The following is a 26147-nucleotide window of genomic DNA, read 5'->3' as shown; positions in this document are numbered from 1 at the left end:
CAGCGGATCCGAACTGGCCCGACTGGTACGCCGCCTACATGGTCGCCGAACAGGCGGGAGCGGAGCTGCCCGTCTGACTGCCCTCGACACCGTCCACCGGTCGCCCCTTACCCTGCCCCACCCAGCAAGGAGGACGCCATGTCCACGATCCACCTCCACCAGACCACCACCGCCACCCCGGAACAATTCCTCGACGCACTCACCGACTTCGGGCCCGGCCGCCAGGCGTTGTTCGGTAACAGCGCCGACGACTACCTGCAGGTGCACGAACTCGGCACCGACCACGCCGACGTCACCGAAGGCTCCGGCGGGGCCTGGGAACGCCTTCGCTATGACTGGACCGACCCCCACCGCGTCGTCATGACGACCACCGACTCCAACCTGTGGGGCGGCAACTCCGGCCACACCTACACCCTCACCCCGCTGCCCGATGGGACCACCGACGTCGACGCCGTCGTGGTCCGCGACGGCAAGAATTTCAAAGGACGAGCGCTCGGGGCCGTGCTTGGCGTCTTCGGCACCCGCGTCCTGGGAAGGCCGTTCGACAACACCGTCAAGGCCATCGAGGCCCGCAACTCCAGCCCGCGGACGGCGAACAACACCTGAATCCCACAGTGCCGCCGTCGAGCACCGCAACCACGGTGCCCGACGACGCCATCGTTTCCGAAAGTCTGCGGAAAGCGAAAGCTGAGCCTGGCTACGGCCGCGCCGACCCCATCGTCACGGCGTCGACGCGTGCGGTGTCTTCGCCGACGTTCGCGCCCCCGCACCGCCCTTCCCGCAGCGGGAGCCTTCGCTGTGGCGCGCGGGCACGGGCACCAACGGAACCCGCCATCCGCGACAGGCAGGGTGGCGGGTTCCTCGCACGGCCCCGCAGGGCCGGTGGCAGTGACCGGGCAGCATTTCCGGGAGGTCAGTGAAGTGCTGATGCGTCGCGGGTCATCACCTCGGGAAACCGGAACACGTTCGCTTCGACGGGGCGTGCTCGGCAAGGGCGTCGACGGTCTCGCTACGCGCCGCGACGATACCGATGTCCGCGTCCGGTTGGCCCAAGAAGATCCGCGCCTGTGCCACGTCCGAGTCCTCCGCCATCACCTCGAAAGTCATGCCGCGAGCAACGAGCCGAGCTTCGCGGTCGCTGCACGCTCGACGAGCAACGGAACGAAATCCCGAATCGGGCATCCCGCAAACTGGGCGACCGCCTCCCCCACCGCGGTCCCGACCGCCTCCCGTGATGCGGCCGGGAACGTGTTCAGCAACCGTGCCGCGACCTGCGACAGCTGGCGCGCTTCCTCCGCAGCGTTCATACCCCCAAGCCTGCGCTCTCGATCTCGGTGACTACGTGTCTCGAGCGGAAACGGGGGTTGAACAAACCATGAACACCCAGGCGGGGGGTGGTTCGCCGGGACCGTTCCGACCAGGCTGAAGTAGTGAACGCAGAATTTGTCGTTCTTCTCATCGTGGTCGTCACCGCACTGGGCTTCGATTTCACCAACGGTTTCCATGACACCGCCAACGCCATGGCCACCTCGATCGCCACCGGGGCACTCACACCCAAAGTGGCGGTGACGCTTTCCGCGCTACTGAACCTGGTGGGCGCGTTCCTGTCGGTCGAGGTCGCCGCGACGGTCGCCAAGGGCATCGTCAACCTCGGCGACACCGGCGGGCAGGCACTGCTGATTATCGTCTTCGCCGGCCTCGTCGGCGGCATCCTGTGGAACCTGCTGACCTGGCTGCTCGGCATACCGTCGAGTTCGTCGCACGCCCTCTTCGGCGGCCTGATCGGGGCGACCATCGCCGCCCTGGGCATGGGGGGCGTCGAGTGGTCCGGGGTGATCAGCAAGATCGTCATCCCCGCCGTCCTCGCACCGGTGGTCGCCTGCCTGGTTGCCGCCACCGGCACCTGGCTGATCTACCGCATCACCGCCGACGTCGAGGAAAATGCCAAGGAACAGGGCTTCCGCTGGGGGCAGATCGGGTCGGCGTCGCTGGTCTCACTCGCGCACGGCACCAACGACGCCCAGAAGACGATGGGCATCATCTTCCTGGCCCTGGTGGCGTACGGCAGCATCACCGCCGACACCGCAATGCCGTTCTGGGTGAAACTCTCGTGCGCCCTCGCGATCGCCCTGGGCACCTACCTCGGCGGCTGGCGGATCATCCGCACCCTCGGGAAGGGCCTCGTCGAGATCACCTCGCCCCAGGGGATGGCCGCCGAAGCCTCCTCGGCCGCGATCATCCTCACCTCCAGCCACTTCGGCCTCCCGCTCTCGACCACCCAGGTCGCCACCGGGTCCATCCTCGGCACCGGAATCGGCAAGTCCGGCGCGGAGGTGAGGTGGGGTGTGGCCGGCCGGATGGCGGTCGCGTGGCTATTCACCCTGCCCTCCGCCGCCGTGGTCGGGGCGGTGTGCTGGCTGATCGCCGACGTGATCGGCGGCCTCGCGGGTGTTCTCGTCGTGTTCGCGTTGCTGCTGATCGCCGCCGCCGCCCTGTATCTCCGTTCGCGCCGCAACCCGATCGACACCTCGAACGTCAACGAGGACTGGGACGGCGGGCTGACCCCACCGTCCGAGAAGACCAAGACCCCCACCCCGCACTCGACCCAACTCTGAGAGGGGTGGCACCGTGGATCTGTTCCGGGGCACCGTGGACTCGCTCTGGCAGGTCGTGCTCATCGGCCTGCTCTTCGGTGCCGGACTGCCCGCCATCTTCGCGCTCGGCATCCGGTTCCTGTCGCCGGGGGCCACGACGACCGCGGACGGAAACGGCGCCACCCGCACACCGGCCGCTCTGATCGCCGGTCTGGCATGCTTCGCGGTGATCCTCGTCGCGATCGTCGCCGGAATCCTGTTCATCATGAAGGACTTCCTCGCCCACGATTTCGGGATCCACATCTTCTGACGCAGAAAGGACGACCTGTCGTGCATCGGACATCGATCACCTCGGTCCCGGCGAAGGTCCTGGCCTGGGTTCGGGGCGGCTATCCCCATGGGATACCCCGGGAGGACTACGTCGCGCTGTTCGCCGTCCTGCACCGCCACCTCACCGAGACCGAGGTGCGCGAGATCGTCGACGAACTGTCGGCGCCGGCCGGGCACGCCCTCGAGGACGGCAAGATCGACCGCACCGAGATCGAGGACGCCATCGCCCACCTGATCCACGAACACCCCGACGACGACGACATCACCCGGGTCGCCTCCCGCCTGGCCGCGGGCGGCTGGCCTCTCGAGTCGGCGCTCGCGGAGAAAACCCCGCTCGCAAAGGCCCTGCCCCCGTTGTTGGCCAGCATCATCGGCTGGCTCCGCGCCGGGTACCCCGAGGGTGTCCCGGAGACCGACTACATCCCGCTGATCGCCCTGCTCCGCCGGCGCCTGTCCGACGACGAGGTCCGCGACATCACCACCGCACTCGTCGACCAGGGCGACCTCCCGATCGGCAAGACCGACATCCAGACGATGATCACCAAGGTCACCAACGAGGAGCCCCTCGACACCGACGTCGAACGGGTCCGCGCCCACCTGGTGGCCGGCGGCTGGGCCATCACGGACGACACGCCGAACGACCATCCGCACTGAGTCACGCTGATGATCTGATCGCACATCGAACGCTCGGTATCGGTGCGGGGAGGAGGGCACCAGATGTTCCAACGTGGCACCACCGTTGCTCCCGAGCTGCACGACCTGCACGAGCTGGACGAGTCCCTGCTGATCGAGCCCGAGTCCCGCCGCCCGGCCTGGCGGGATCTTCTCGCCTCCACCCCGGGCCGGCTGTCGGTGCTGGCGGTGGTCCTCGTCGCTGCCGCGCTGGCGGCGGGCGTGGTGACGTCGGCGGTCACCGACGCGCGGCAGCGGGAGATCGACACCTTGCGGACGCACTCGGAGCCCCTGGCCGACGCCGCCCAGAGCCTCTACGGTTCGCTGTCGATCGCGGACGCCGCCGCGACGACGTCGTTCCTCGTCGGCGGGGTCGAGCCGGTCGAGGTACGCGAGCGCTACAACCAGGCCGTCGGGGACGCGTCCAACGCGTTGGTGAGCGCCTCGACCGGCGTCTCCGCGGCGGACGCGGACACGGTCGGCCTGCTGTCGGAGGTGTCGAGGCGCTTCGCCGAGTACACCAGCCTGGTCGCCACCGCCCGCGCCAACGACCGCTCCGGGAACCCGGTCGGACTCACCTACCTCGGTAACGCCTCGTCCATGATGCAGGGCACCATCCCGCCGCTGGCGCACCGGCTGTGCACCGAGCAGTGGAAGTCGGTGGCCACCACACAGACTCGCATCACCCGGCTGCCGGTGGTCGCGTTCGCGGTGACGATGTCCGCGGTGTTCGGACTGGTGCTGGCGCAGGTGTATTTGGCACGCAAGAGCCGGCGGCTGGTCAACCCCGGCCTTCTCGTGGCCGCGCTGCTGATGGTCGGGCTGCTGGTGTGGTCGGCTCTGGCGTTCGCGGTGTCCACGTCGGCGGTCGAGCGCGCCCGGACGGCTGGGACGCAACCGCTGAGCGCGCTCGCGGCGGCCCGGATCCTGGCGCAGCAGGCACGGGCGGACGAAGTGCTCGGTGTGCTGCGGCGCGGGGCGGACCCCCAATCCGAGGTCGACTTCTCCCGGCACACGGTCGTGCTGTCCGAAATCCTCGTCCACTACCGGAACACTTCGCGAGGTGGGGTGGCCGACGCTGCGGTCGCCGACGCCGACGCCGCGCTCGGCGGCTGGCGGGACACCCACACGGTGCTGCGGGAGCGGCTCGGGAACGGGGACTATCCCGGGGCGGCCGCCCTCGCCGTCGGCCCCGGCGTCGACGCGTCCACCGCCCGGTTCGCCGCACTCGATCAGGCGTTGCAGTCGGCGATCGAGACGTTGCGGGGCGAGGAACGCGATGCCGTCGACCGGGCGTATCGCGTCACGTCGCTGCTGCTCGTGGGGCACTCGTGGTCGGTGTGCTCTGTGGGTTCGCCGTCGGCGGGGGCATCTGGCCGAGGTTGAACGAGTACCACTGATGCCCCGGTACGGAATCGAGAAGGGGACGGGGATCGGCCCGCGCCCAGGGCCTGACCACGGGCGTCGAACATCGAGCGCTCGTCGCCTCGCCGGCGCACTCCTGGCCGTCGGGGTGGTCCTCGCCGGGCGCACGGCCCCCGAACCCGTCACGCCCGCCGTGACGGGGGATTACACGCAGCTGTCCCTGCCGACCGGAACACAGATCATCCCCCCGCCGGGCATCGCCCCCGCGGAGCCACCGGCGCCGTCCAGCTGCGGCGCGCTGGCCAGCCTGCGCCCGGGCCCACCCGTCCCGACCGGCGACCGGCCACCCGGACGGCTGGTCGCCGACATCCTCGCCCGCGGCCGGCTGATCGTCGGGGTCGGCCAGGACACCAACCTGTTCAGTTTCCGTGACCCCGCCACCGACACTCTCACCGGCTTCGACGTGGACCTGGCGAGGGAGGTCGCGCGCGATCTCCTCGGCGACCCGGACAAGGTCGAATTCCGGCCCCCACCCCCGGCGGCCGCTTCGACGCACTCGAGAAGAACGAGGTGGACATCGTCGCGCAGACCACCACTATCACCTGTGAGCGGGCCGAGCGGGTGGCGTTCTCCACCGTCTACCTCGAGGCCCACCAACGCCTGCTGGCGCCGGCAGGGTGCCGATCTCCGGGCCCGCAGGCCTGGCCGGCACCCGCGTGTGCGCCGCCGCCGACACCACCTCCCTCAACACCATCCGCCGAATCCAACCGCAGGCACGATCGTCGCGGTCCCCGACCCGGCCGACTGCCTGGTCGTCCTCCAACAGCGGCAGGCCGACGCCGCCAGCAGCGACGACACCACCCTCGCGGGCCTCGCCGCCCAGGACCCTACCTTCGAAATCGTCGGTCCCGCTCTGGAATTCGAGCCGTACGGCATCGGCATCAACAAAACCAACACCGATCTGGTGCGCCGGGTGAACGGCACCCTCGAGCGGATGCGCACGGACGGGACTTGGACGACCCTCTACCGCCGTTGGCTGACCACACTCGGCCCGCCCGCCCCGACCTACCGGGACTGACGTGCCCCCCATTCCGGGAGCGACACCGCCGCCGAGGACGAAGACACCGCCCCACCCCGCAACGCGTCTCGACCATCGCAGTCCCGATGGTGGTCGGGTCGTCCGCCCCGCCCCGAGAAGTCACGACGACCTCACTTCCCGGAAACGCGGTGGTTGCTCCACGCCGCATACGATGGTGGTGCACCCAGCACATCAACCGGATGGTCACCCGCTGATGACGACTCTTTCGCCCCGCCACCCACTCGCTGAGCGCCTCCCGAACCCTCGCCGGGGCAGGCACCTGTCGACGACCGACCTCGCCGTCCAGTGACGGGCCGCGCGCGGCACCGACCACCCCACCGGCCCACCACATCCGCGACCCGCACGGCCGCAGTGCGGGCGCGCGACTGGGTCGGGCGGGTGAGCGTGGCCGGGGTCGTGACAGTGTCGGCGGGGGTGGTCTGCCTGGCGTTGGGTGCGGTGTCCGGGGCCGCGCTGGTGTTCGGGATCGGTGCCCTGACCGCATCGGCGATGATCCTGATCGCGGTGACCGCCACCGGATTCCTCTCCGCCGGTGCGGTATTGATCGCCCGCGCCCGCCCACCTCGACCACGGCGATCGGCGGCGGCCATATGGTCCCCGCCGCCGCGCTCCGATGCCCGCACCCATCGACGACGGAAGGTAAACCATGACCGACGTACCGGCCGAGTACCCCGCGCAAGTGATCACCACCGAATGGATCAAGGCCCACCTCGCGCGGATGGGCCACGCCGACCCGGCCGGCGAAACCCGGCACGAGCCCGACCCGAAGACCCACCAGCCCGAATAGTCATTCGTCAGGCAGTGGAAGTTCTCCGGTGATCACGAAGATGACGCGGCGACTGATCTCGACGGTGTGATCGCAGAACCGTTCATAGAACCGACCGAGCAGCGTGATGTTCACCGCGGACGCGGCCCCGTACAGCCAGTCGTCGCTCTTGGTGGCGGCGAACAGCTTGCGCAGCAGCTCGTCGGTCCGCTCGTCCGCCCAGATCAAATCCAACGCCGCCGCCTCGTCTCGGGTTCGCAAAACCTCTTGTGCCGCCGCGGCCTGTGCCGTCGCCGCGGCGCCCATGTCCGAGATGATGGCCCGTAGTTCGTGGGGAACGACCGGTTCGGGGTGGTGCAGCCGCGCCACCTCTGCGATGTGCGCCGCCAGGCTGCCCATCCGCCGCAGGTCCGCGATGTTGTGCATCCCACCGATCAGCGCCCGCAGATCCTGCGCCACCGGTTGCTGACGCGCGATCAGCGTGAGCGCGCGATGATCGAGCTCCCGGCCCCGGGTGTCGATGTCCGCACAGACCTCGGCGGCCCGGTCGGCGGCGGTCAGGTCGGTATCGAGCAGAGCCCGGGTTGCGCGCTCGATCGCCACCTCCGTCAATGCACACAGCTCGACGAGGTCATCTTTGATCTGCGCGAGCTGTTCGTCGAATTGTTCCCGCATCGTCCCGGATTCCCTCTCGCTCTGGATTACCCGGCTGTCCGAGACACTCGGGCTCGGCGGCACGCTGCACGGGAATACCCGCTCCCGAGGAAATCAGTCCTTCACTGATCGACGCCTGTTCATTGGACATCGTCGATTCGGCACCCGCGATGGACGCGGCGCTGCGCACTTCGATCGCCACCTGGCTCTCCCAGTACACCTCCGATCGTCCGCGCGACACTCCCGGAACCCCCATCAGGGTCTCCTCTCCATCGGTACCCGCCCCGAGACGCATCGGCCACGTTGTCGCGACGCTCGTCGCCGAACCATGAGCCCACCTCTTGTTTCTTTGCAACGGACCCACAACCCCCTTATCAGGGGGAGCCGCGGTGCGCCCTGCCTCATGGCAGAGTGCACCCTCGTCCAGAGCCGGATTCGTCCCCGACAGGGGCCCAGGTCGGACAACCCGCCACCCGCCGCCCCGCGAACGTCGTGGCGGCCAGGAGACCGGCGAGCCTCCTCCATGCGAGGATGACAGCCGTGTCCGACCATCCGAACAGCAACGCACCAGGCCGATTCACGATCGGCTCGAAGGTGTGGTTCCGCGACGGTGCCGGCGGCAACCAAATCGCCCGGCTACCCGGCACGGTCGTCGAGGACTACGGCGACGAGGTCGCCGCCAACGATCACCTGGGCCGGGATTGGGCGCCCGTTCGGCGGTGGGCCGTCGCGTTGGACGAGGGTCGGCTCGTCTTCAGCGACGGACACGACCTCGAGGACCGCTGATCCGGACCGGACGATCAGGTCCGATCCGAGCCGGGAACGCCTAAACCGGGGCTGCCACGGCGATCGACATCCGGGTATCCGGGTACCAGCCCCGTAGCCAGCCCGCCCACCACCTGCGGCGCGCGATCACCTCCGCACCCATCACCTCGGCACCCATCACCTCGGAACCGGCCTTCGGCGCCGCCTCGGGCTCGACGGGGATGATGGGCGCCAACCCCTGAAGTTTCTCTCGGGCGAGCCGCTCGACCAGAAGCGGCACGAAGTCCCTCACCTTCCCGGTCGCGAAGTGCTCGTGCGCCGAACGCACCACCTGCTCGATGCTCTCCCGGGGCAGGTCCGGGAACCTCGTATCGAGGCGGTCGATGACTTGGTCGATGTGCAGCAACTCCTCATCGTGCGTCATGAAGAAATCCTCCGCCGTGCCCGCAGGTGGGGTCAACGAGCAGACCTCGACGATCCTGGTCGCCGTGCTCCTCGCACAGGTGCGCGAATCGATCGAACCACCGTTCAGGGAAGCAACCGCGACCAGCAATGCATCAGGAAGGTCGTCTCATTTCCTTCGAATCCAAGACAGTGCTTCTCGATTCATGCCGGAGGCAGAGTGCGGCCCCCAACCAGCACAGACGGGCACTCTTACCAGTCCGGCGATCGAAGGAATCTGCCCGAACATCCGCGCAGTAGCCGAAGCCTTCGGGCCCGCCAGTGGTAGAGGGGATGTTAACCGCCGAGGCACTCACAGAGATGGCGCTACAGGTAAAGATCGTGGCCTCGCTGCAACGGATGCCGGTCCTTCTCGCTTCCAGCCCGTGCAGGGGCGAGGTCCGAGACCACCGATTTCCAGCAGCGGGCGCGCCGGTCGCGCAAGATGGTGGGGCCGGTTCGAGGTAGGCCGTGGTCATCCCGACCACCCCTGATCCGCGGACGAAGGCCACCCGAGGGACCACGCCAGGACAGAACGAGACCCATTCCCCGATCCCTCACCCGCCGGTGCGGGCGACCATCCGACCCGGGCGGCACGGATCGAACACGGCGAAACGGTTCGGCGCCGAATCCCGTTCGACGCCATCGCCAAACACGCTCCGGACCGCGACCGTGACCCGGTCGGCCTGCTCGAGTCCCAGGGGGCCACCCGGGTCCCCGACCTCGTCCCCATCCGATACGGGCGGATGGCCGAGTCACCGTTCGCGTTCTACCGCAGCGCGGCGCTGGTGATGGCCGACGACTTCTCGCACGCCTCGGCCACCGGCCTGCACGCCCAATTGCGTACGCCGACCTGAACAATCGCGACGACGAAGCCCCGCGCGACGCTGCCGCCGGTCGCCAAGAGGCCGTGCAGCCGCTGGCGTGAGCGAAAGACGTGCACAAGATGAGCGAATCCGACACGACGCCGTCATCGACTCCTGAGCCGGACGAGGCCGGAGCGAGGCCCCACAAGGATGCCGCGAAACCGGCAGCCGAGCCGGACTGGTGGAAGCGCCACTATACGTTCACCGGAACGGCTGTCGGGCTGGTGTTTGTGTGGTTGTCGATGACGCCGTCGCTCCTTCCGCGTGGGCCGCTGTTCCAGGGATTGGTCAGTGCGGCGGCGGGCGCCATCGGCTACGCGATCGAGGTGTTCGCGGTGTGGCTGGTGCGCTATATGACCTCGAAGGATTCCAGCCCGCCCGCGCCGCGGGTGGCGTGGATCGGGTTGATCGTGGTCGGCGTGGTAAGCGCGGTCGGTGAGCGCTCCGCACGGGCGAGCAACGGAACCCGTCACCCGCGACAGGCAGGGCGGCGGTTCGTCGCACCGCCCCCCAGGGCCGGTGAAAGTGACCAGGGCACCATTTCCGGGTGGCCTGGTGAGTTGATGCATCGCGGGTCATCACCTCGGGAAACCAGAACACGATCGCATCGACGTGTCGGTGCACCTGGTATCGCTCGGCGCGCAGGGCTGCGGCCTCCGCGCGCAGCCGATCGGTCAGCTGGTGGGCCTTGCGGCGACACCCTCCAAACCGACCGACGACACCTGCTCGATCACTTCACCCTCACCGACGTGACGCACAAGGTGGTGGGCGTGGGCAGTGTGGGCACCCGCGCGTGGATCCTGCTGCTCGAAGCAAGAGTCGGCGCCGAAGCCCTACTCCTGCAAGCCAAACAAGCCGACAAATCGGTCCTGACCGCCTACGCGGGCGAATCGGAGACACCAACCAGGGAGAACGGTTGGTCACCGGACAACGTCTCGTGCAGGCCACCAGCGACATCTTCCTCGGCTGGCTGCGCGCGCAGCCCATCGGCGGCCGTGACGAGGACTACTGCCTCCGCCAGCTTCGGGACTGGAAGGTGTCCGCCGACATCGACACGATGCGCCCCCGGCGCATGCAGCTATACGCCCAGCTCTGCGGCTGGACCCTCGCCCGCGCACATGCCCGCTCCGGCGACCGAGTCGCCATCTCGGCGTACCTCGGCAACTCCACCAAGTTCGACAACGCACTCGCCGACTTCGCCGACACCTACGCCGACCAGGACGAACACGATCACACCGCACTCGCCGCAGCCGTCGGCGCCGGAACCGTCCAAGCACAACCCAACGTGTGAACCGCCCCACCATCACCACCACACCCGGAAGTAACCTACAACCCGAAACACGGTCCACACCAACACAATCAGGGCATCACGATCTTGCGAAGATACACAATCACCCGACCACTCACTCCATCTCAATACCGAAACGCACATCAACACCACATGATTCAGCTCCGCGGCATCAGGCAGGTCGGGCACCCCAGGCCCACCTGCCTCGGCACACCTCGCCGGCACCCCACAACTCCGACACCGGCACCAACCGGAAGAGGCGACTCGGCGAGGCTGCAGCGCGCGGGGGTCTCGCCGAGGATCTAGACCCCCAAGAGCTCCGCCGCGGTGGCAGCATGAGAGCTAGGAGGGCTGGAAGTGAGCGCGCGCCGATTCGAATCTTCGCCGTCGAAAGGCGAGGCCGACGCGATGCACACGCAAGCCGTGTGAGATCTGGATCCGATCGAAGGAGCGCCAGGAAGATGACAACCATGCAGTCTGTCGTCGCCGACACGTTAGGCGAACCGTCCGAGGTCCTGCACCTGCAGGCCCGCCCGATTCCGGAGCCCGGTCCCGGCCAGGTCCGGATCCGGGTGACAGCGGTTCCTGTCCATGCCAGCGACCTGCACACCATCCGCGGCAGATACGGATTCACCCCGCAGTTCCCGACCGTACCCGGAATTGAATCCGTCGGCGTGATCGACGAACTCGGTAGCGGCACAGACGGTCTGACCGTCGGGCAACGCGTCATCACGATCGGAGTCACGGGCACCTGGCAGGAGTATGTCGTTGCCGACGCCGAGCAGGTCTTGCCCGTTCCCGCCGGCATGAGCAATTCCACGGCCGCCCAGATTCTCGCCAATCCGCTCACCGCCGTGATCTTGACCGCTGACGAACTCGATGTTCGACCGGGTGAATGGCTCCTGCAGACCGCGGCCGGTTCCACCGTGGGCCAGTCGGTCATCCAACTCGGCGCGCACGTCGGCTTCAAGACCCTCAACGTGGTCCGCCGTCGGTCCGCTGTCGAGGGCATCCTCGCACTGGGGGGCACCGCGGTGATCTGCACCGAGGATGAGGACCTGCGTGAACGGGTGGTCGACATCGCCGGCCACGACGGGGTGTCCAAGGCGATCGACTGCGTCGGCGGTCAGGTCGGTGCGGATGTCTCGCGTGCGCTGGCACCGCACGGTGAGTTGGTCGTTTTCGGTGCGTTGTCCACGCACCGCCAAACTGTTCCCGACAAACTCACCATCCCCCTCTTCGCGCGGTCGCTGATCTACGAAACCAAGACCGTTCGGGGGTTCTGGCTGCTGCGCTGGTTCACCGAGACCCCGAAGGACCGGATGGCCGCAACGATCGCCCGGACAGTTCAGCTCGTCGACAGCGGCGCGCTGCGCGTGCCCGAGGGTCAGCCGGTCCCCCTCGGAAAGTTCGGTGAAGCCGTCTATTTGGCCGAAGCTCCCGCACACGGGGGCAAACCGCTGCTGGTATTCGAACGGTAGGGGGCAAACGCTGCCCTTCGACGAGTACGCGCGGCCCGGCTCACGGCGGGGCGGCGGCGGCCGAGGCGGGCGCGCCGGGTACACAAACCCTGGGCCGGAAGGTAGCCGTTGGACCGTCCGGTGAAGTTCTTCATCCGCCCGTCCAGGCGCCCAGTCGATGACGGAGCGCGTCGCGCGGGACCAGGACACCGACGCCGGTCGGCGATGCGCGTTCCCGCGGGCCACCTCGGATATGCTTGCGGCCATCACCGCTCGGCGTGGCTTTGGGACGCAGTGTATGCCGCGACGGTGGCCGCCACCGCGTCCTCCAACGGGGTGGCGTGGTCACCGAGCACAGTGGTGTACGCGGTGTGGGCGACGACGTGGTCCTCGTCGAACTCGTAGAGCATCTCGATCATCTCGCGGACCGCCGGCGCGACCGTCCCGATCAGGCGCAATTGCCAGGCCCGGACCGGGCGCAGCCGCAACGGCGCCGCGGCCAGGCCCGCGGCGATGGCGGCGAACTCGCGGGTGGTGCCGGTGGTGGCGTTCGGGACGTGCCAAGCACTCCCCCACATCGCCGGCGTCTCGCTCAACCGGACCAGCGCCTCACCGAAGTCGGGGACATACGTATAGGTATGGAGGCGATCGGGATCGCCCACCACATCCACCCGCTCGCCGCGACAGAGCGGTCCGAAGAAGCGGTCGCCGACCGCGGACGCCGTGACGCCGGGCCCGAAGAAGTCCGACGCCCGACCGGCCACGACGCGCAATCGCCCGGCCTGGTGGGCGTCGGCGAGGTCGCGCCACATCTGTGCCCGCACCCGACCCTTGCGGGTGGTCGCGGCCAGCGGGAGCGCCTCGGTGAGCGGTCCGGAAACTGGGCCGTAGCCGTAGACGTTCTCGGCCGCCACCAGCAGCGCCCCGGCCGCGGCGACAGCCTCGACCACCCGACTCTGCAACGCCCGGAACTCCTGCGGCCAGCGATGATAGGCCGGTTGCGCGCACTGAAACACCACCGCGGCACCCGCGGTCGCGGCATCGGCCGCACTCGGGTCGCCGAGGTCGGCCCGCAGACTGATCGCCCCGGGCACCGCGCGCCCGGAGCGGGTGACCACGGTAGCGGTGATCCCGCGCGCGGCGAGGGAGGAGATGACGGCACGTCCGACCGGACCGGCACCGAGCACAACGTGTGATGTGGTGGCCATTCTGGATAACTCCTTCGAAGGGGGCGGGCAGTAGGGCCGGCATCTGCGATCACCGACACGGCCACCAGCGATTACCGACTATCGATCGAATCCCGAACGGTGTTCGGCATTGACGAGTGTACTGTTCCCGAACGATGTTCGGAAGAGGACGTGTTCCCAGGTAGGGTGGGCCGATGTCCAATGGGAAGCCGGAGACCCGACGGGAACGGCAACGCCGCGAACTGCTGACCGAGATCGAGGCCGAGGCCCGGCGCCAGCTCACCCAGGGTGGGCCCGGAGCGGTATCCATGCGGGCGATCGCCCGGGCCGTCGGACTCGGACCTGCCTCGCTCTACACCTACTTCGGCAGCCTCGACGAGGTGTTCACCCTGCTGCTTCTCGGGAGCTACCGAAGCCTGGCCGCGGCCACCATGAAAGCGGTCACCGCCTTCGACGACACGCCGCCGGCGGACCGGGCGATGATCGGGACCCTGGCCTACCGGAACTGGGCCCTGACACATCGCAGCGAATTCAACCTGATCTTCTCCGACCAGCTGCCCGGTTACCAGGCCCCGCCGGGCGGCCCGACCATCGCCGCACAGACCGCGGTGTTCGCGCCGATCGTCGACGCCCTGGCCGACCTCGACTCCCCCGAGCTACCCGCACGCGAGCTCGCCGTCGTCTGGACGGCGTTCCACGGCGCCGCGACCCTGGAGGTCAATCACCACCTCGTCTGGGTCGACGATCCGGCCGCGGTGTACGAGCTGGCAGTGCGCCGCGCGTTCGCCGGCGCCGGTCTCCCCACCCCCGCACCGGACCTGCGAACACGATTCGAGCAATGGGCGGCCACCGCCCACCCGTGACGTCTGAACCGAACTCGCCCGTAGGAGAATTCACAAGCTGCTGCCGGATCGCGAAAGGACGCCCGAGCCACATGCGCTTGCTCGCAGGATCGGTGACGCGCGCGGACTACCATCCCGCACGATGACAGCCGCTTCGTCTTTTCGAGATGTGGCCGAGCTGAGGGGTTTTCGGGAGGGTCTCGCCGCAATGCCGGGGCGTCACAGGGCCCATACGGACGGAATCGGTCACACCGCCGCCTCCTCGGGGTGCGGCCGACGGTGTTGTCCTGGACGGGCAGATCTTCCCCCGCGAGTTCGGAGGGTGGGCAACACATGGCGGCAGGCATCCGCGGCGTCGGTGCGGTGTTCGACGAGGTCCCGGTCACCCTCCGGGCGCACCGCCGCTGGCGCACCTGGCCGATGCAGGTGGCCGGCCTGTGGGGCTCGCACGAGACCGGCACCCGGATCCTGCTGGCCGGGTTGCTCGGGCTCGCTGCCGTGCTGGTCGGGGACTGGGTGTGGCTGACGGCTGGGGAGGGCCACGGCGCCGCCGACGCGTTTCACGAGGCGGTGCGGGTGGTGACCCCGGTCGGGCCCGCCGCCGATCCGCACGGCAACGCCCCATTCGCGGTCGTCGCTTCGACGGCCATGCTGATGACCATCGTCTTCACCGCGATGTGCGCCGCCGGAATGGTGGATCGGCTGCTCGGTCCGCGGCTGACCGCCCTGACCAGTGTCCGGGGGTGCCCCGTTCCGGGCACGTCATGGTGGTCGGGCTCGGACAGATCGGGCTGCGCCTGCGCCAGGAACTGCGCGCGCTGGGGATACCGGTGGTCGGCGTCGAACGCGACACCAACGCCCGCAACCTGCAGCTGGTGCGGGAGTTGACCATTCCCGCGGTGGTCGGCCACGGCAGGGACGGTGCACTGTTGGAGCAGATCGGCATTCACTGCGCTGGCGGTCGTCGGGTCCGACCACCGCGACAACATCGCGGTCTCCCTCGCCGCCCAGGCGATCGCGCCGGGACTGCGCCCGGTGTTGCGGGCCGGGGAGCAAGAGGTGCTCGCGGAAACCCGGACGCTGCTGCCGCTGTGGTGACCAGCCTCAGTGCCCCCAACGTCCTGGCCCGCCTGCTCGGGCTCGGCACCCCCGGGTTGGTGGCGGGCGAGGCCCACGTTCACATCCGGCTGCCCGGCGGCGAATTCGAGGAGATCCCCACCTCCTCGCGCAACGGGTGCCGGCACGCCGATACCGGTAGTACCACGACCCGCACCGTCCCCCAGTGGTCCGCAACGGTGCGGGACGAGAGTGCGCGGGTGCGGCGGCCCGACCTCACCGCCGAGGACGGCGCGTTCGTTTCGGCTCCGCCCGCCGCCCGCCGACCGTCCCGCACCCGCACCATCCGCCGTCACCGGACCCCAATCGCTCCGCACGGAAATCGGTCGACCTCGCCGCCGACCGGCCCGCCTTCCGGCGGAGGGAAGACTGGTCTCATGACTGGTCACAGGCGGTGGACATCACTGCCGCCGCATCGCACGCCGACGCCACCATCAGCGGAGGATTTGTACGACGACCTGCGAGAACGACTGCCCGCGGAGCTGCGTGATCAACCCGACGATCAGATCCCGCGGCTGTGGGCGGCGTGGTCCGAGGCCCGGTCCGGGTACGACGCCGGTCACCTCATCCGAACCTTCCAGCTCGCCCCGGCGCTCGCACATCGCCTCGTCGACCTCGCACACGAACGGCAATCCTGACCCAGACGCACCAGCGAAACGGTCCGGCGCCTGCGAATGGGTGGCAGCCGATGGCGCCACACCGCGGTTCGACAGTCCCGTCACCCGAGTCCGCACACCGGAACTCACCGCGGTCCGGTCAATGCACCAGTCGACGAACCGCTATCGGAGCACGTCGTCCTGCTCGGCCGGTCATCGCCAGAGGGGGCGTGCCGCCGTGCGTGCCGCCTGCCATTGATCGTTCAGGCGTTCGGCCTGCTCGTCGCCGATCTGCAGTTCCTGTTGATAGAGGATGCCGAGCCCGAAACTCGACTGTGCGGTGTGATCGCGGGCGGTGAGGATACCGAGGAGCCGCTCCCGCGCCACCGTCGAATCCTGGAATTCGCCGAGGACGTCCTGGAAGGCGTTGAAGTGGTCCAGTGCACGTTTGGTCTTCTTCGGGGCGAGGGGGCCGATCACCTCCATTGCGTAGCGCATCCGTTTCGCGCCCTTGCGGGCGCGGTGGATCCGCTCGTCGCGGTCGGTGCGCGACGTGCTGTCGCTCACCTTATCGACCCGTTTGGACACCTTGGTGGCCAGTTGTTTCAGCGTCCGCACGAGGTCCTCGGCCGACATCTCGCCGGCCGCTGCGCCCGTGGCCGGTGCGTGCGCCGACGGGCCTGGTCGGGGTCTCGCGGCGAGTTCGTCGACGATTCCGTTCAGCGAATCGAGGAGCGCCCGGTAGCGATCCGAATCGAGTGCACCGAGCGCCGAATTCCGAGCCACCTCGGCCTGCTCGGCGAAGTACTCGTTCACGCGGGCGGACACGGATTCCTGAGCGGGCAGGGCCGCCGACTCGGTGATCCGGGTGATGATTCGCTGCCACTGAACCTCGACATCGCGCGCCTCGCTCAGTCGTCGGCCGAGCCACCGCAGGTCCAGGACGAGCGGCTGCGCCGCCTCGGTGAGTCCGAGCCCGGGGGCGTAGGCCTGTAAGGCGCTGCGAGCGCGCCGGGACGCCTTGCGCATGTCGTGGATCGCCTCCGGCCCGTCACGCCTGACGGCGATGTCGGCGAGGTCGAGATTGTGGATCTCCCGCTGCAGGTACCGGCGGAGGAATTCGCCGGGTTCGCGGGACTTGCGGCTGCGTCGTTCCCGGGCGGCGGGGGCCTGTGTGGTGCTCATCGGAGCCCTCCTCGGTGGTCGGCGAACCCCATGACTCCACTGTCCCACCACGCCGAGTGCGTGGGTGTGAGTCGACCAATAATCTTCGACATCGCCGCAGTTCAAGACCGTTACCTGCGGCGACACGTCGACGATTGCGGGTGTTACCCATCATCTGCAGCCCCCGCAAAGTGCTACGGTGGTCGGCGTGCCCAAATCGACCACCCCTCCCGACGCGTTGCTGCGCAGCGCAGCATTCGTCGTTGCCGATCTCCATCGGGTGGGGCGTGTGCAGCTCGATTCCGCGCTGGCCGATGAGGGGTTATCCCTTCGAATGCATTGGATCCTTGCGTGCCTGAAGCAGGAGGGTGAACTCACCCAACGTCAGGTGTGCGACGTTCTCGCCGTCGACCGCAGCGACATGGTGCGCCTGGTCGACGGCCTGGAGAAACGAGGCTTCGTGGTGCGAAGAAAACACGCCAAGGATCGGCGAAAGCAGCTGCTCTCGCTGACCGAGCACGGCGAGCAGGCGGTAGCCCGGACCGAAGAATTGGTCGACGGCGCCACCGACACATTGTTCGCCGATCTGACGGCGAAGGAACGCCGGACCCTGCATCGGCTCGCGCTGCGCGCCCTGGGTCATCCGAAGGAACTCGCCGACATCGGCGCCTGACGCCGACGCGACCACCGTCGCCTGCGTGTCACTGTCGCTCATCGATCTTTCGGTTCCTGGCCCCGGCCTGCCCATCCCAGGCCCCGGCGTGCCCACCCCCAGAGAGGAACAACGGTTCTCCATGTCCGTCTCACTTCGCGAACGGATCCTTCCCGCCGAATTCACTCGCGGTGACCTCGCCGCCCCACCCCGTACCCTGCTCGACATCCTCGAGGCGACCGCCCGCCGGTACCCGGACGCGCCCGCGATCGACGACGGTGAGGCCGCTATCACGTACGCCGAGTTGATCGAGGCAGTGCGGGAGGGTGCGCGGCGACTCGCGAGCGGCGGCGTCCGCGCCGGCGACCGGGTGGGCATCCGGATGCCGTCGGGTTCGCGGGAGCTGCATCTGGCGATCTTGTCGACCCTGGCCGCGGGCGCCGCCTATGTGCCGGTGGACGCGGACGACCCGGACGAGCGGGCCGAGTTGGTGTTCGGTCAGGCGCGGGTCAAGACGATCGTCACCACACAGGGGGCGCAGTCGCCTCAATCGGTGCCGGCCGAGGTGTGTGTCCCGACACCGGATGACGACGCCTGGATCATCTTCACCTCCGGATCCACCGGCACCCCGAAGGGGGTGGCGGTGACGCACCGCAACGCCGCGGCGTTCGTCGACGCAGAGGCCCGGTTGTTTCTGCGCGATGCTCCGCTCGGCCCCGGCGATCGGGTCCTCGCCGGGCTGTCGGTGGCCTTCGATGCCTCCTGCGAGGAAATGTGGCTGGCGTGGCGACACGGGGCCTGCCTGGTCCCGGCGCCCCGGTCGCTGGTACGCAGCGGCATGGATCTCGGTCCGTGGCTGATCTCCCACGACATCAGCGTCGTGTCCACCGTGCCCACGCTGGCGGCGTTGTGGCCCGCGGAGGCGCTGGAATCGGTGCGGCTGTTGATCTTCGGCGGCGAGGCCTGCCCACCCGAATTGGCCGCGCGCCTGGCGGTGCCGGGCCGCGAGGTGTGGAACACCTACGGTCCCACCGAGGCCACCGTCGTTGCCTGCGCCGCGCCGCTGACCGGGACCGGCCCGGTCCGGATCGGGCTGCCGCTCGACGGCTGGGACCTGGCCGTCGTCGACGCCGACGGCCACCCGGTCGCCGAGGGCGAGGTCGGTGAGCTCGTGATCGGCGGCGTCGGACTGGCCCGCTACCTCGACCCCGCCAAGGACGCGGAGAAGTACGCACCGATGCCGACCCTCGGTTGGGACCGCGCATATCGCAGCGGCGACCTGGTGCGGCTCGACCGCGCCGGGCTGCTGTTCCAGGGCCGCGCCGACGACCAGGTCAAGATCGGCGGCAGGCGCATCGAGCTCGGCGAGGTGGACGCCGCCCTGCAGGGGCTGCCCGGGGTTTCCGCGGCGGCTGCCGCGGTCCGCACCACCGCCTCGGGCAGCGCACTGCTGGTCGGATACCTCGCCGCACCGCAGGACTTCGACGTCAGCGCCGCCCGGGCCCTGCTGGCCGAACAGCTCCCAGCCGCACTGGTGCCCCGCCTGGCGGTGCTCGACGACCTGCCCACCCGCACCTCCGGCAAGGTGGACCGCGACGCGTTGCCCTGGCCGCTGCCGGGGACCGGCGCGCACGAGGCCGCCGCGGCGGAGCTGGAGGGCACCGCGGCCTGGGTCGCCGAGCTGTGGACGCGGATTCTCGGCGCCGAGGTCGGCGGGCCCGACGACGACTTCTTCGCGATCGGCGGGGGTTCGCTCAGCGCCGCCCAACTGGTCAGTGCGCTGCGGGAACGCTTCCCCGAGGTCACCGTCGCCCAGCTGTACGACCACCCGCGGCTGGGGTCGCTGGCCGAGTTCCTCGACGACCTGGCCCCGGCGTCAATGGTCGAAGCGCGCACCGTCACCCCGACACCGCGCCGCACCCAGTGGGCGCAACTAGCCCTGACCGTGCCACTGAGCACCCTGACCGGACTGCAATGGGTCACCTGGCTTGCGCTCGCGAACAACGTCCTGGCCTGGTTCGTCGACGTCGCCTGGGCCCCGACGCTGTCCTGGTGGGCGGTGGCGGCGATGTTCCTGCTGTTCATCACCCCGCTCGGCCGCATGACGATCTCCGTGGTCGGTGCCCGTGTCCTGCTGCGGACGCTCACACCGGGCACGTATCCGCGGGGCGGCTCGGTGCACCTGCGACTGTGGCTGGCCGAACGCCTCGCCGAGGCCAGCGGCGCCGCCAACCTGTCCGGCGCGCCGTGGATGATCTACTACGCCCGCGCCCTCGGCGCGAAGATCGGCCGCGGCATCGACCTGCACACCCTGCCCCCGGTCACCGGGATGCTCGAACTCGGCGACGGCTGTTCCGTCGAACCGGAAACCGATTTGTCCGGGTACTGGATCGACGGCGACGTCGTCCATGTCGGGGCGATCAGCATCGGCGAACACGCCACGGTCGGCGCCCGCTCGACCCTGTTTCCCGGGGCCACGATCGGGCGCGACGCCGAGATCGCCCCGGGATCGGCGGTGCTCGGCAAAATCAAGACCGGCCAGCGCTGGGCCGGTTCACCCGCGGCGAAGATCGGCAAGGCCCGCCACCGCTGGCCGGCGCAGCGTCCCGCGCCGGCCACCCGGTGGGTGCCGGTCTACGGGCTCACCTCGCTCGTACTGTCCGCGATGCCGCTGATCGCGCTCGGCTGCGGGGTGGCGCTGCTCGGCCGGTGGATCCGCGGCGCCGACACCGTGGGTGCCGCAGCTTTGGCGGCGTCACCGATGCTTCCCGCCGCCACCGTGCTGACACTGGTCGTGTTCGCCGCAATCACCGTTCTCGCGGTCCGGCTGCTCGGCATCGGCCTGCGCGAGGGGTACCACCCGGTTCGCAGCCGCATCGGCTGGCAGGTCTGGGCCACCGAGCGTCTGATGGACTCCGCGCGCACGTTCCTGTTCCCGCTGTACGCAGGCCTGCTCACCCCCGGGTGGCTGCGTCTGCTGGGCGCGAAGGTCGGCAAGGACGTCGAGGCCTCCACCGTCCTGCTACTGCCGAAGTTCACCACCGTCGCCGACGGCGCGTTCCTGGCGGACGACACGATGGTCGCCGGCTACGAACTCGGCGGCGGGTGGCTGCGGATCGAACGCGCCAAGGTCGGCAAACGCGCCTTCCTCGGCAACTCCGGCATGACCGGACCCGGACGCCGGGTGCCGAAGAACGGTCTGGTCGCGGTGCTGTCCGCCGCACCGAACAAGTCGAAAGCCGGCTCGTCGTGGTTGGGCAGCCCGCCGGTGCGATTGCGCCGGGCCGCGAACGAGACGGACGCCGCCCGCACCTTCGCGCCGCCGCTGCGGCTGAAAATCGCCCGCGCCGCCGTCGAGACGTGCCGGTTGATCCCGGTGATTCTCACCTTCGGAATCGGGCTCGGCGTGCTGTTCACGCTCGAGGCGTTGGCCGGTGCCGTCGGCTTCCTCACCGCGGCCGCGGTCTCCGGTGGTGTCCTCATCCTCGCCGGTGCGGTGGCCGCCGCGGTGTCGGTTGCCGCCAAGTGGGTCCTCGTCGGACGGATCGAGGCGATCGAGCACCCGCTGTGGAGCTCGTTCGTGTGGCGCAACGAGGTCGCCGACGCCTTCGTCGAGACGGTCGCCGCACCCTGGTTCGCGCGGGCGGCCACCGGCACCGCGGCACTGAACGTGTGGCTGCGGGCGATGGGATCGCACATCGGTACCGGCGTGTGGTGTGAGACGTACTGGCTTCCGGAGGCCGATCTGGTGCACCTCGGCGACGGTGCCACCGTCAACCGGGGCTGCGTCGTGCAGACCCACCTGTTCCACGACCGCATCATGAGCATGGACACCGTCACCCTCGGTGCCGGTGCCACCCTCGGACCACACTGCGTGGCGTTGCCCGCCGCCTCCCTCGGCGAGGGCTCCACCGTCGGCCCCGCCTCGCTGGTAATGCGCGGCGACACCGTCCCACCATCCACCCGATGGCAGGGCAACCCCATCGCACCCGCAACCTGACCCGCAACGTGCCAGGGAGCGCGATGCCGCACGGCAGCGCACCGCCCGGCATTAACCCCCGCGTTCTGCCACGATGGTCCTGCAACTGGAAGTCCGCGCCGATCGGCGAACCGCGTCAGGTTGCCGAATACATGAAACTGTTCCCATCGGTGAGGAATTCGGTATGTATGCACCGCCGGGTCGAGCGGTGGTGGTCGGTGTCGACGGATCACCGGCCGCTCGTCGGGCGGCCGTGTGGGCGGCCGCACTCGCCTCCCGCACCGGGGCACCGCTACGGGTCGTGCACACCCTCCCGGAGGCCCTCTACCTGATGACCGACGTCGCGGTCATGGGGCAGGGGCCCGCCATCACCCAACACCGCAAGGCCGGCGAAAAGGTTCTCGATGAAGCGTCCACCGAAGTGCGCCTCCGATTCCCCGAACTCGACGTGCACACCGACCTGGTACCCGGCCCGACCGCTCCGGCGCTGGCGGCAACGGGCGCGACCGCAAAGATGATCGTGCTCGGTGCCGACGCCCCATCGGGCGTGGGGGCACCGGCGGCGGGATCGACCGCCATCGCACTCGCCAGGCATGGCACCTGCCCGATCACGGTGTGCCGCCAACAGTCCGAGATGCTCCCGGATCGGCGGCCGGTCGTCGTCGGCATCGATGACAGTGATTCCAGCACCGCCGCCGTGTTCGCTGCCTTCGAGTTCGCGCACCTGTTCGGGGCACCCGTCATCGCCGCCCATGCGTGGTCGCCCCGGCACGCGGCCGGGAACGTGACCATCCCATTCCTGGTCGACCGGGACGCTCTCGAGGAATCCGGACATGCGGTGATGGCCGCACACCTCGCCGGGGCGAGGGAGCGGTACCCCGGCGTCGCGGTCACCGAGGTGGTCGAGCCGACGACTCCGGCCCGGTTGATCCTCGATCGGGCCATTAGCGCGCAACTCGCCGTCGTCGGCAGCCATGGTCACGGGCGTCTCGCCGGGGCAATCCTCGGATCGGTGAGCCACCATCTCCTGCACCACAGCCCGTGCCCGATCATGATCCACCGCGCACCACACCACTCGAACGCGTGAGGCGGGACCGGGCGGATGAAGCGCGGAGATGCGTTGGTCACAGACGCTCGGTGCTGGATTGACCTGGGAAGTCGTGGGCAAGAACAATTCGTACTATGAATTCCGTGGAAGAAGCACGCCAGATCTGGCAGGTCACCACACGGCTGCTCACGAAGTTCCCGACCGCACCGCAGGAGGTGGTGGAAACCGCCGTGGAAGAAGCGGCCGCGCACTTCAACAGCGGGCGCATTCGGGATTTCGTTCCGTTGCTCATCGAGCGCACCGCGACCGCCAAGCTCGCCACCTTGATCGAGACGTGACCGTCGAGACAGCGCCGGATATTCCGACGTTCTCCCGTGAGGTGTGAATTCCACCATCCGCGCGGGTACGCCGAATCGGATCACACGCCCGATCTGCGGTCGGGAATTTGAAGCCATGGTCCACCTCGCACCGTCAGCCTTCCGCCTCCTCGTCGGATTTCGGCGACCTTGCGAGCACGCCGACAAGACTTCGGTTGCGCTCGCGGGCCCGGCGGCGACACACGGTCTCATCACCAATTTGCCGTGCGGCAGGACGATCCTTCCGCAGAACGGATTCGCGCGGAAGGTGCGATGATCGAGGAGTGAGCAACGGCGACGCACCCCATCACAACACCGACGTCGACGTGGAGACCGGTGGACGCGACGGCCGCGTCCTCGCACCCCCGCCGACCATTCCCGGGGCGCCACCTGCCGCGACCAGCACAGTGCCCAGTGCGCTCGCCGGCGGGCTCCCCGAAAATCGTTACCTCAACCGCGAACTCAGCTGGCTCGACTTCAATTCACGGGTACTCGCTCTCGCCGAGGACACCTCGCTTCCGCTGCTCGAGCGCGCCAAATTCCTCGCCATCTTCGCCACCAACCTCGACGAATTCTTCATGGTCCGGGTCGCCGGACTCAAACGCCGCGACGAGACCGGTCTCTCGGTGCGGTCCGCCGACGGCCTCACCCCGCGCGAGCAACTGGCGCTGATCGCCACCCGCACCCAGGAGATCTCGGACAAACATGCACGGGTGTTCCTCGACTCCGTGCGTCCGGCGCTGGCCGCCGACGGCATCTCGATCGTCCGCTGGTCCGATCTCCACCACGACGACCGCAGCCGGCTGACGGTGCACTTCCAGGACCAGATCTTCCCCGTCCTCACCCCGCTCGCCGTGGACCCCGCACACCCGTTCCCGTACATCAGCGGCCTGAGCCTCAACCTCGCCGTGACGGTGAAAGACGCACTCACCGGCGGGGAACACTTTGCGAGGGTCAAGGTTCCGGACAACGTGGGCCGGTTCGTCCGCGTCCGCCGCGACGACACCCCGTCGGCGATCGACGCGTTCCTCCCGATGGAGGAATTGATCTCTGCGCACCTCGACGCGTTGTTCCCCGGCATGGAGATCGTCGAACACCACGCCTTCCGGATCACCCGCAACGCCGACTTCGAGGTCGAGGAAGACCGCGACGAAGACCTCCTGCAGGCCCTCGAGCGGGAATTGGCGCGCCGCCGCTTCGGATCCCCGGTCCGCCTCGAGGTCGCCGACGACATGACCGAACACATGCTCGACCTGCTGCTGCGCGAACTCGACGTCGACCCAGGTGACGTCATCGAAGTGCCCGGCCTGCTGGATCTGTCGTGCCTGTGGCAGGTGTATGCGGTCGACCGGCCCGCTCTCAAGGACGCGCCGTTTGTCCCGGCGACCCATCCGGCGTTCGGCGAACGGGAAACCCCCAAGAGTATTTTTGCGACGCTGCGCGAGGGCGACGTGCTCGTGCATCACCCCTACGATTCGTTCTCCACCAGCGTGCAACGGTTCATCGAACAGGGCCGCCGCCGACCCCCAGGTTCTGGCGATCAAACAGACGCTGTACCGCACCTCGGGCGACTCTCCCATCGTCGATGCGCTCATCACCGCCGCCGAGGCCGGCAAACAGGTTGTCGCACTGGTCGAGATCAAGGCCAGGTTCGACGAGCAGGCGAACATCGAGTGGGCCCGCAAACTGGAACGGGCCGGCGTACATGTGGCGTACGGGCTGGTTGGGCTCAAGACGCACTGCAAGACCTGCCTCGTGGTCCGGCGGGAGGGGTCCGCCATCCGGCGCTACTGCCACATCGGCACCGGAAACTACCACCCCAAGACCGCCCGGCTGTACGAGGACGTCGGTCTTTTCACCGCCGCGCCGGAGATCGGCGCCGACCTCACGGACCTGTTCAATTCCCTCACCGGGTACTCCCGGAAAACGCGGTACCGCAACCTGCTCGTGGCGCCCTACGGCATCCGGCGGGGAATTATCGAGCGCATCGACGCGGAGGTGGCGCGAGCGCGGCGGGGCGAGGACGCGGGTATCCGTCTGAAGGCGAACGCGTTGGTCGACGAACAGGTCATCGACGCGTTGTACCGCGCGTCGCGCGCCGGTGTCCCCGTGCAGATCGTCGTCCGCGGAATCTGCGCCCTGAAACCGGGGGTGCCGGGACTGAGCGAGAGCATCGAGGTCCGGTCGATCCTCGGGCGCTTCCTCGAACACTCCCGGATCCTGCACTTCCGTGCGGCGGACGAGTTCTGGATCGGCAGCGCCGACATGATGCACCGCAACCTCGACCGCCGGGTGGAAGCCATGGCCCAGGTGAAAGATCCCCGGCTCACCGCCCAATTGGGCGACATGTTCGATTCCGCGCTCGACCCGACGACCCGGTGCTGGGTACTGCACCCGGACGCCAGTTGGGTCGCGTCCCCCGCCCACGGCGAGGACGGCCGCGAACACCAGCAGGCACTCATACGGGCCCGCACGGGCAGCGGATCCTGATCTGTTCGACCATCACGGCACGACCTACCGGCAGCCCCTGACAGTCGACGTTCACGTGTGAGACTCGAGAGGTGAGTGCACCTGATCTGGGACCACTGGTGGCCGAGGAGGACACCGGTGGTGAGAGTGCACGCACGTTGATCATTGCGTTCAGCGCCAATGTCGGGGTCGCCATCGCTAAATCGGTGGCAGCAACGGTCACCGGGTCCGCATCCATGGTCGCCGAGGCCGCCCATTCCTGGGCCGACACCGGGAATCAGGTGTTCCTGCTCATCGCCAACCGCCGAAGCGCACGAGCGGCCGACGCAGACCGCCCGCTCGGGTACGGCCGTGAAGCGTATGTGTGGTCACTGCTGGCGGCGGTGGGACTGTTCGTCGCCGGCGGCACGGTGTCGGTATGGCACGGACTGACCGAGC

The 26147-nt window shown here is 68.9% G+C and carries 21 protein-coding genes and 8 pseudogenes; 23 read left to right on the top strand and 6 right to left on the bottom strand.

Annotated features, from left to right (window positions below; genetic code table 11):
* The first annotated feature begins 138 nt into the window (after nt 1-138).
* Nucleotides 139-606, top strand: coding sequence for a hypothetical protein (locus tag P3H15_RS47125; protein WP_276143616.1), 468 nt, complete (start codon nt 139-141; stop codon nt 604-606).
* A 336-nt stretch (nt 607-942) separates the two neighbouring features.
* On the opposite strand, the gene P3H15_RS47120 is transcribed toward P3H15_RS47125, so the two are convergent.
* Nucleotides 943-1107 (bottom strand): hypothetical protein, encoded by a 165-nt coding sequence (locus P3H15_RS47120; protein ID WP_276143615.1) that lies wholly within the window; start codon nt 1105-1107, stop codon nt 943-945.
* Nucleotides 1104-1307 carry a three-helix bundle dimerization domain-containing protein gene (locus tag P3H15_RS47115; protein ID WP_276143614.1) on the bottom strand — a complete coding sequence of 68 codons (204 nt, stop codon included), beginning with the start codon at nt 1305-1307 and terminating at the stop codon, nt 1104-1106. The genes P3H15_RS47120 and P3H15_RS47115 overlap by 4 nt, the downstream gene beginning before the upstream one ends.
* A 123-nt stretch (nt 1308-1430) precedes the next feature.
* On the opposite strand from P3H15_RS47115, the gene P3H15_RS47110 reads away from it, so the two are divergent.
* From P3H15_RS47110 to P3H15_RS47080, 7 genes and pseudogenes are all read left to right on the top strand, one after another.
* On the top strand, nt 1431-2615 hold the full coding sequence (locus P3H15_RS47110) for an inorganic phosphate transporter (protein WP_276143613.1): 1185 nt from the start codon (nt 1431-1433) through the stop codon (nt 2613-2615).
* Between the two features lie 13 nt (nt 2616-2628).
* A complete protein-coding gene (locus P3H15_RS47105) occupies nt 2629-2904 on the top strand; it encodes a hypothetical protein (protein ID WP_276143612.1) in 276 nt (91 codons plus the stop codon).
* Nucleotides 2811-3221: pseudogene (locus P3H15_RS47100) on the top strand (DUF3349 domain-containing protein); the annotation flags it as partial. The gene P3H15_RS47105 and the pseudogene P3H15_RS47100, both read left to right, overlap by 94 nt.
* Before the next feature lie 48 nt (nt 3222-3269).
* Nucleotides 3270-3578 carry a DUF3349 domain-containing protein gene (locus tag P3H15_RS47095; RefSeq protein ID WP_276143617.1) on the top strand — a complete coding sequence of 103 codons (309 nt, stop codon included), beginning with the start codon at nt 3270-3272 and terminating at the stop codon, nt 3576-3578.
* Between the two features lie 63 nt (nt 3579-3641).
* A pseudogene (locus P3H15_RS47090) lies at nt 3642-4996 on the top strand (hypothetical protein).
* Nucleotides 4996-6039: pseudogene (locus P3H15_RS47085) on the top strand (glutamate ABC transporter substrate-binding protein). Before P3H15_RS47090 ends, P3H15_RS47085 begins: the two co-directional pseudogenes overlap by 1 nt.
* A gap of 667 nt (nt 6040-6706) precedes the next feature.
* Entirely contained in the window at nt 6707-6847 is a 141-nt protein-coding gene (locus P3H15_RS47080) for a hypothetical protein (RefSeq protein ID WP_276143611.1), read from the top strand.
* On the opposite strand, the gene phoU is transcribed toward P3H15_RS47080, so the two are convergent.
* Nucleotides 6848-7501: a phosphate signaling complex protein PhoU gene (gene phoU, locus P3H15_RS47075; RefSeq protein ID WP_276143610.1), complete on the bottom strand. Its 654-nt coding sequence runs from the start codon at nt 7499-7501 to the stop codon at nt 6848-6850.
* 510 nt (nt 7502-8011) lie between these two features.
* Here phoU and P3H15_RS47070 point away from each other — a divergent pair.
* On the top strand, nt 8012-8266 hold the full coding sequence (locus P3H15_RS47070; protein ID WP_276143609.1) for a hypothetical protein: 255 nt from the start codon (nt 8012-8014) through the stop codon (nt 8264-8266).
* A gap of 40 nt (nt 8267-8306) precedes the next feature.
* Here P3H15_RS47070 and P3H15_RS47065 read toward each other — a convergent pair whose 3' ends face one another.
* Complete coding sequence (locus P3H15_RS47065) at nt 8307-8669, bottom strand: three-helix bundle dimerization domain-containing protein (protein WP_276143608.1); 363 nt, start codon at nt 8667-8669, stop codon at nt 8307-8309.
* A gap of 646 nt (nt 8670-9315) precedes the next feature.
* Here P3H15_RS47065 and P3H15_RS47060 point away from each other — a divergent pair.
* The 4 genes and pseudogenes from P3H15_RS47060 to P3H15_RS47045 form a co-directional block, all read left to right on the top strand.
* A pseudogene (locus tag P3H15_RS47060) lies at nt 9316-9528 on the top strand (DUF2252 family protein); the annotation flags it as partial.
* A 104-nt stretch (nt 9529-9632) separates the two neighbouring features.
* Nucleotides 9633-9977: pseudogene (locus P3H15_RS47055) on the top strand (alpha/beta-hydrolase N-terminal domain-containing protein); the annotation flags it as partial.
* 138 nt (nt 9978-10115) lie between these two features.
* Nucleotides 10116-10843 (top strand): annotated as a pseudogene (locus P3H15_RS47050) (DUF2252 family protein).
* 458 nt (nt 10844-11301) lie between these two features.
* Complete coding sequence (locus P3H15_RS47045; protein WP_276143607.1) at nt 11302-12321, top strand: zinc-dependent alcohol dehydrogenase family protein; 1020 nt, start codon at nt 11302-11304, stop codon at nt 12319-12321.
* Between the two features lie 245 nt (nt 12322-12566).
* On the opposite strand, the gene P3H15_RS47040 is transcribed toward P3H15_RS47045, so the two are convergent.
* Complete coding sequence (locus P3H15_RS47040; RefSeq protein ID WP_276143606.1) at nt 12567-13508, bottom strand: NAD-dependent epimerase/dehydratase family protein; 942 nt, start codon at nt 13506-13508, stop codon at nt 12567-12569.
* Between the two features lie 173 nt (nt 13509-13681).
* Between P3H15_RS47040 and P3H15_RS47035 the strand changes: the two genes are divergently transcribed.
* The 4 genes and pseudogenes from P3H15_RS47035 (at nt 13682) to P3H15_RS47020 (ending at nt 16083) form a co-directional block, all read left to right on the top strand.
* Entirely contained in the window at nt 13682-14350 is a 669-nt protein-coding gene (locus tag P3H15_RS47035; protein ID WP_276143605.1) for a TetR/AcrR family transcriptional regulator, read from the top strand.
* 743 nt (nt 14351-15093) lie between these two features.
* Nucleotides 15094-15225: pseudogene (locus tag P3H15_RS47030) on the top strand (hypothetical protein); the annotation flags it as partial.
* A gap of 25 nt (nt 15226-15250) precedes the next feature.
* Nucleotides 15251-15427, top strand: coding sequence for a hypothetical protein (locus P3H15_RS47025; protein ID WP_276143620.1), 177 nt, complete (start codon nt 15251-15253; stop codon nt 15425-15427).
* Nucleotides 15424-16083, top strand: coding sequence for a hypothetical protein (locus tag P3H15_RS47020; RefSeq protein WP_276143619.1), 660 nt, complete (start codon nt 15424-15426; stop codon nt 16081-16083). Before P3H15_RS47025 ends, P3H15_RS47020 begins: the two co-directional genes overlap by 4 nt.
* 171 nt (nt 16084-16254) lie before the next feature.
* On the opposite strand, the gene P3H15_RS47015 is transcribed toward P3H15_RS47020, so the two are convergent.
* The gene (locus tag P3H15_RS47015) at nt 16255-17226 is read right to left on the bottom strand and encodes a CHAD domain-containing protein (RefSeq protein WP_276143604.1); all 972 of its coding nucleotides are present in this window, start codon (nt 17224-17226) and stop codon (nt 16255-16257) included.
* Nucleotides 17227-17413: 187 nt separating this feature from the next.
* On the opposite strand from P3H15_RS47015, the gene P3H15_RS47010 reads away from it, so the two are divergent.
* From P3H15_RS47010 to P3H15_RS46985, 6 genes and pseudogenes are all read left to right on the top strand, one after another.
* Nucleotides 17414-17878: a MarR family winged helix-turn-helix transcriptional regulator gene (locus P3H15_RS47010; protein ID WP_276143603.1), complete on the top strand. Its 465-nt coding sequence runs from the start codon at nt 17414-17416 to the stop codon at nt 17876-17878.
* 121 nt (nt 17879-17999) lie between these two features.
* On the top strand, nt 18000-21857 hold the full coding sequence (locus tag P3H15_RS47005; RefSeq protein WP_276143602.1) for a Pls/PosA family non-ribosomal peptide synthetase: 3858 nt from the start codon (nt 18000-18002) through the stop codon (nt 21855-21857).
* A gap of 163 nt (nt 21858-22020) precedes the next feature.
* The gene (locus P3H15_RS47000; RefSeq protein ID WP_276143601.1) at nt 22021-22923 is read left to right on the top strand and encodes a universal stress protein; all 903 of its coding nucleotides are present in this window, start codon (nt 22021-22023) and stop codon (nt 22921-22923) included.
* A 95-nt stretch (nt 22924-23018) separates the two neighbouring features.
* Nucleotides 23019-23222, top strand: coding sequence for a three-helix bundle dimerization domain-containing protein (locus P3H15_RS46995; protein ID WP_276143600.1), 204 nt, complete (start codon nt 23019-23021; stop codon nt 23220-23222).
* A 302-nt stretch (nt 23223-23524) separates the two neighbouring features.
* A pseudogene (locus tag P3H15_RS46990) lies at nt 23525-25730 on the top strand (RNA degradosome polyphosphate kinase).
* Between the two features lie 71 nt (nt 25731-25801).
* Nucleotides 25802-26147 (top strand): cation diffusion facilitator family transporter (locus tag P3H15_RS46985; protein WP_276143599.1); only part of this gene is annotated, 346 nt, incomplete at its 3' end.

It is taken from the genome of Rhodococcus sp. T2V (assembly GCF_029269925.1).
Classification (GTDB): Bacteria; Actinomycetota; Actinomycetes; order Mycobacteriales; family Mycobacteriaceae; genus Rhodococcus_F; species Rhodococcus_F koreensis.
This window is presented reverse-complemented; position numbering and strand designations above follow the sequence as displayed.

What these genes read in the sequence shown, in the direction of transcription:
- P3H15_RS47120 (WP_276143615.1), bottom strand. Translation starts at nt 1,107, where the DNA reads ATGACTTTCGAGGTGATGGCGGAGGACTCGGACGTGGCACAGGCGCGG.
- P3H15_RS47045 (WP_276143607.1), top strand. Translation starts at nt 11,302, where the DNA reads ATGACAACCATGCAGTCTGTCGTCGCCGACACGTTAGGCGAACCGTCC.
- P3H15_RS47040 (WP_276143606.1), bottom strand. Translation starts at nt 13,508, where the DNA reads ATGGCCACCACATCACACGTTGTGCTCGGTGCCGGTCCGGTCGGACGT.
- P3H15_RS47125 (WP_276143616.1), top strand. Translation starts at nt 139, where the DNA reads ATGTCCACGATCCACCTCCACCAGACCACCACCGCCACCCCGGAACAA.
- P3H15_RS47115 (WP_276143614.1), bottom strand. Translation starts at nt 1,307, where the DNA reads ATGAACGCTGCGGAGGAAGCGCGCCAGCTGTCGCAGGTCGCGGCACGG.
- P3H15_RS47035 (WP_276143605.1), top strand. Translation starts at nt 13,682, where the DNA reads ATGTCCAATGGGAAGCCGGAGACCCGACGGGAACGGCAACGCCGCGAA.
- P3H15_RS47005 (WP_276143602.1), top strand. Translation starts at nt 18,000, where the DNA reads ATGTCCGTCTCACTTCGCGAACGGATCCTTCCCGCCGAATTCACTCGC.
- P3H15_RS47080 (WP_276143611.1), top strand. Translation starts at nt 6,707, where the DNA reads ATGACCGACGTACCGGCCGAGTACCCCGCGCAAGTGATCACCACCGAA.
- P3H15_RS47070 (WP_276143609.1), top strand. Translation starts at nt 8,012, where the DNA reads ATGACAGCCGTGTCCGACCATCCGAACAGCAACGCACCAGGCCGATTC.
- P3H15_RS47065 (WP_276143608.1), bottom strand. Translation starts at nt 8,669, where the DNA reads ATGACGCACGATGAGGAGTTGCTGCACATCGACCAAGTCATCGACCGC.
- P3H15_RS47000 (WP_276143601.1), top strand. Translation starts at nt 22,021, where the DNA reads ATGTATGCACCGCCGGGTCGAGCGGTGGTGGTCGGTGTCGACGGATCA.
- phoU (WP_276143610.1), bottom strand. Translation starts at nt 7,501, where the DNA reads ATGCGGGAACAATTCGACGAACAGCTCGCGCAGATCAAAGATGACCTC.
- P3H15_RS47015 (WP_276143604.1), bottom strand. Translation starts at nt 17,226, where the DNA reads ATGAGCACCACACAGGCCCCCGCCGCCCGGGAACGACGCAGCCGCAAG.
- P3H15_RS46995 (WP_276143600.1), top strand. Translation starts at nt 23,019, where the DNA reads ATGAATTCCGTGGAAGAAGCACGCCAGATCTGGCAGGTCACCACACGG.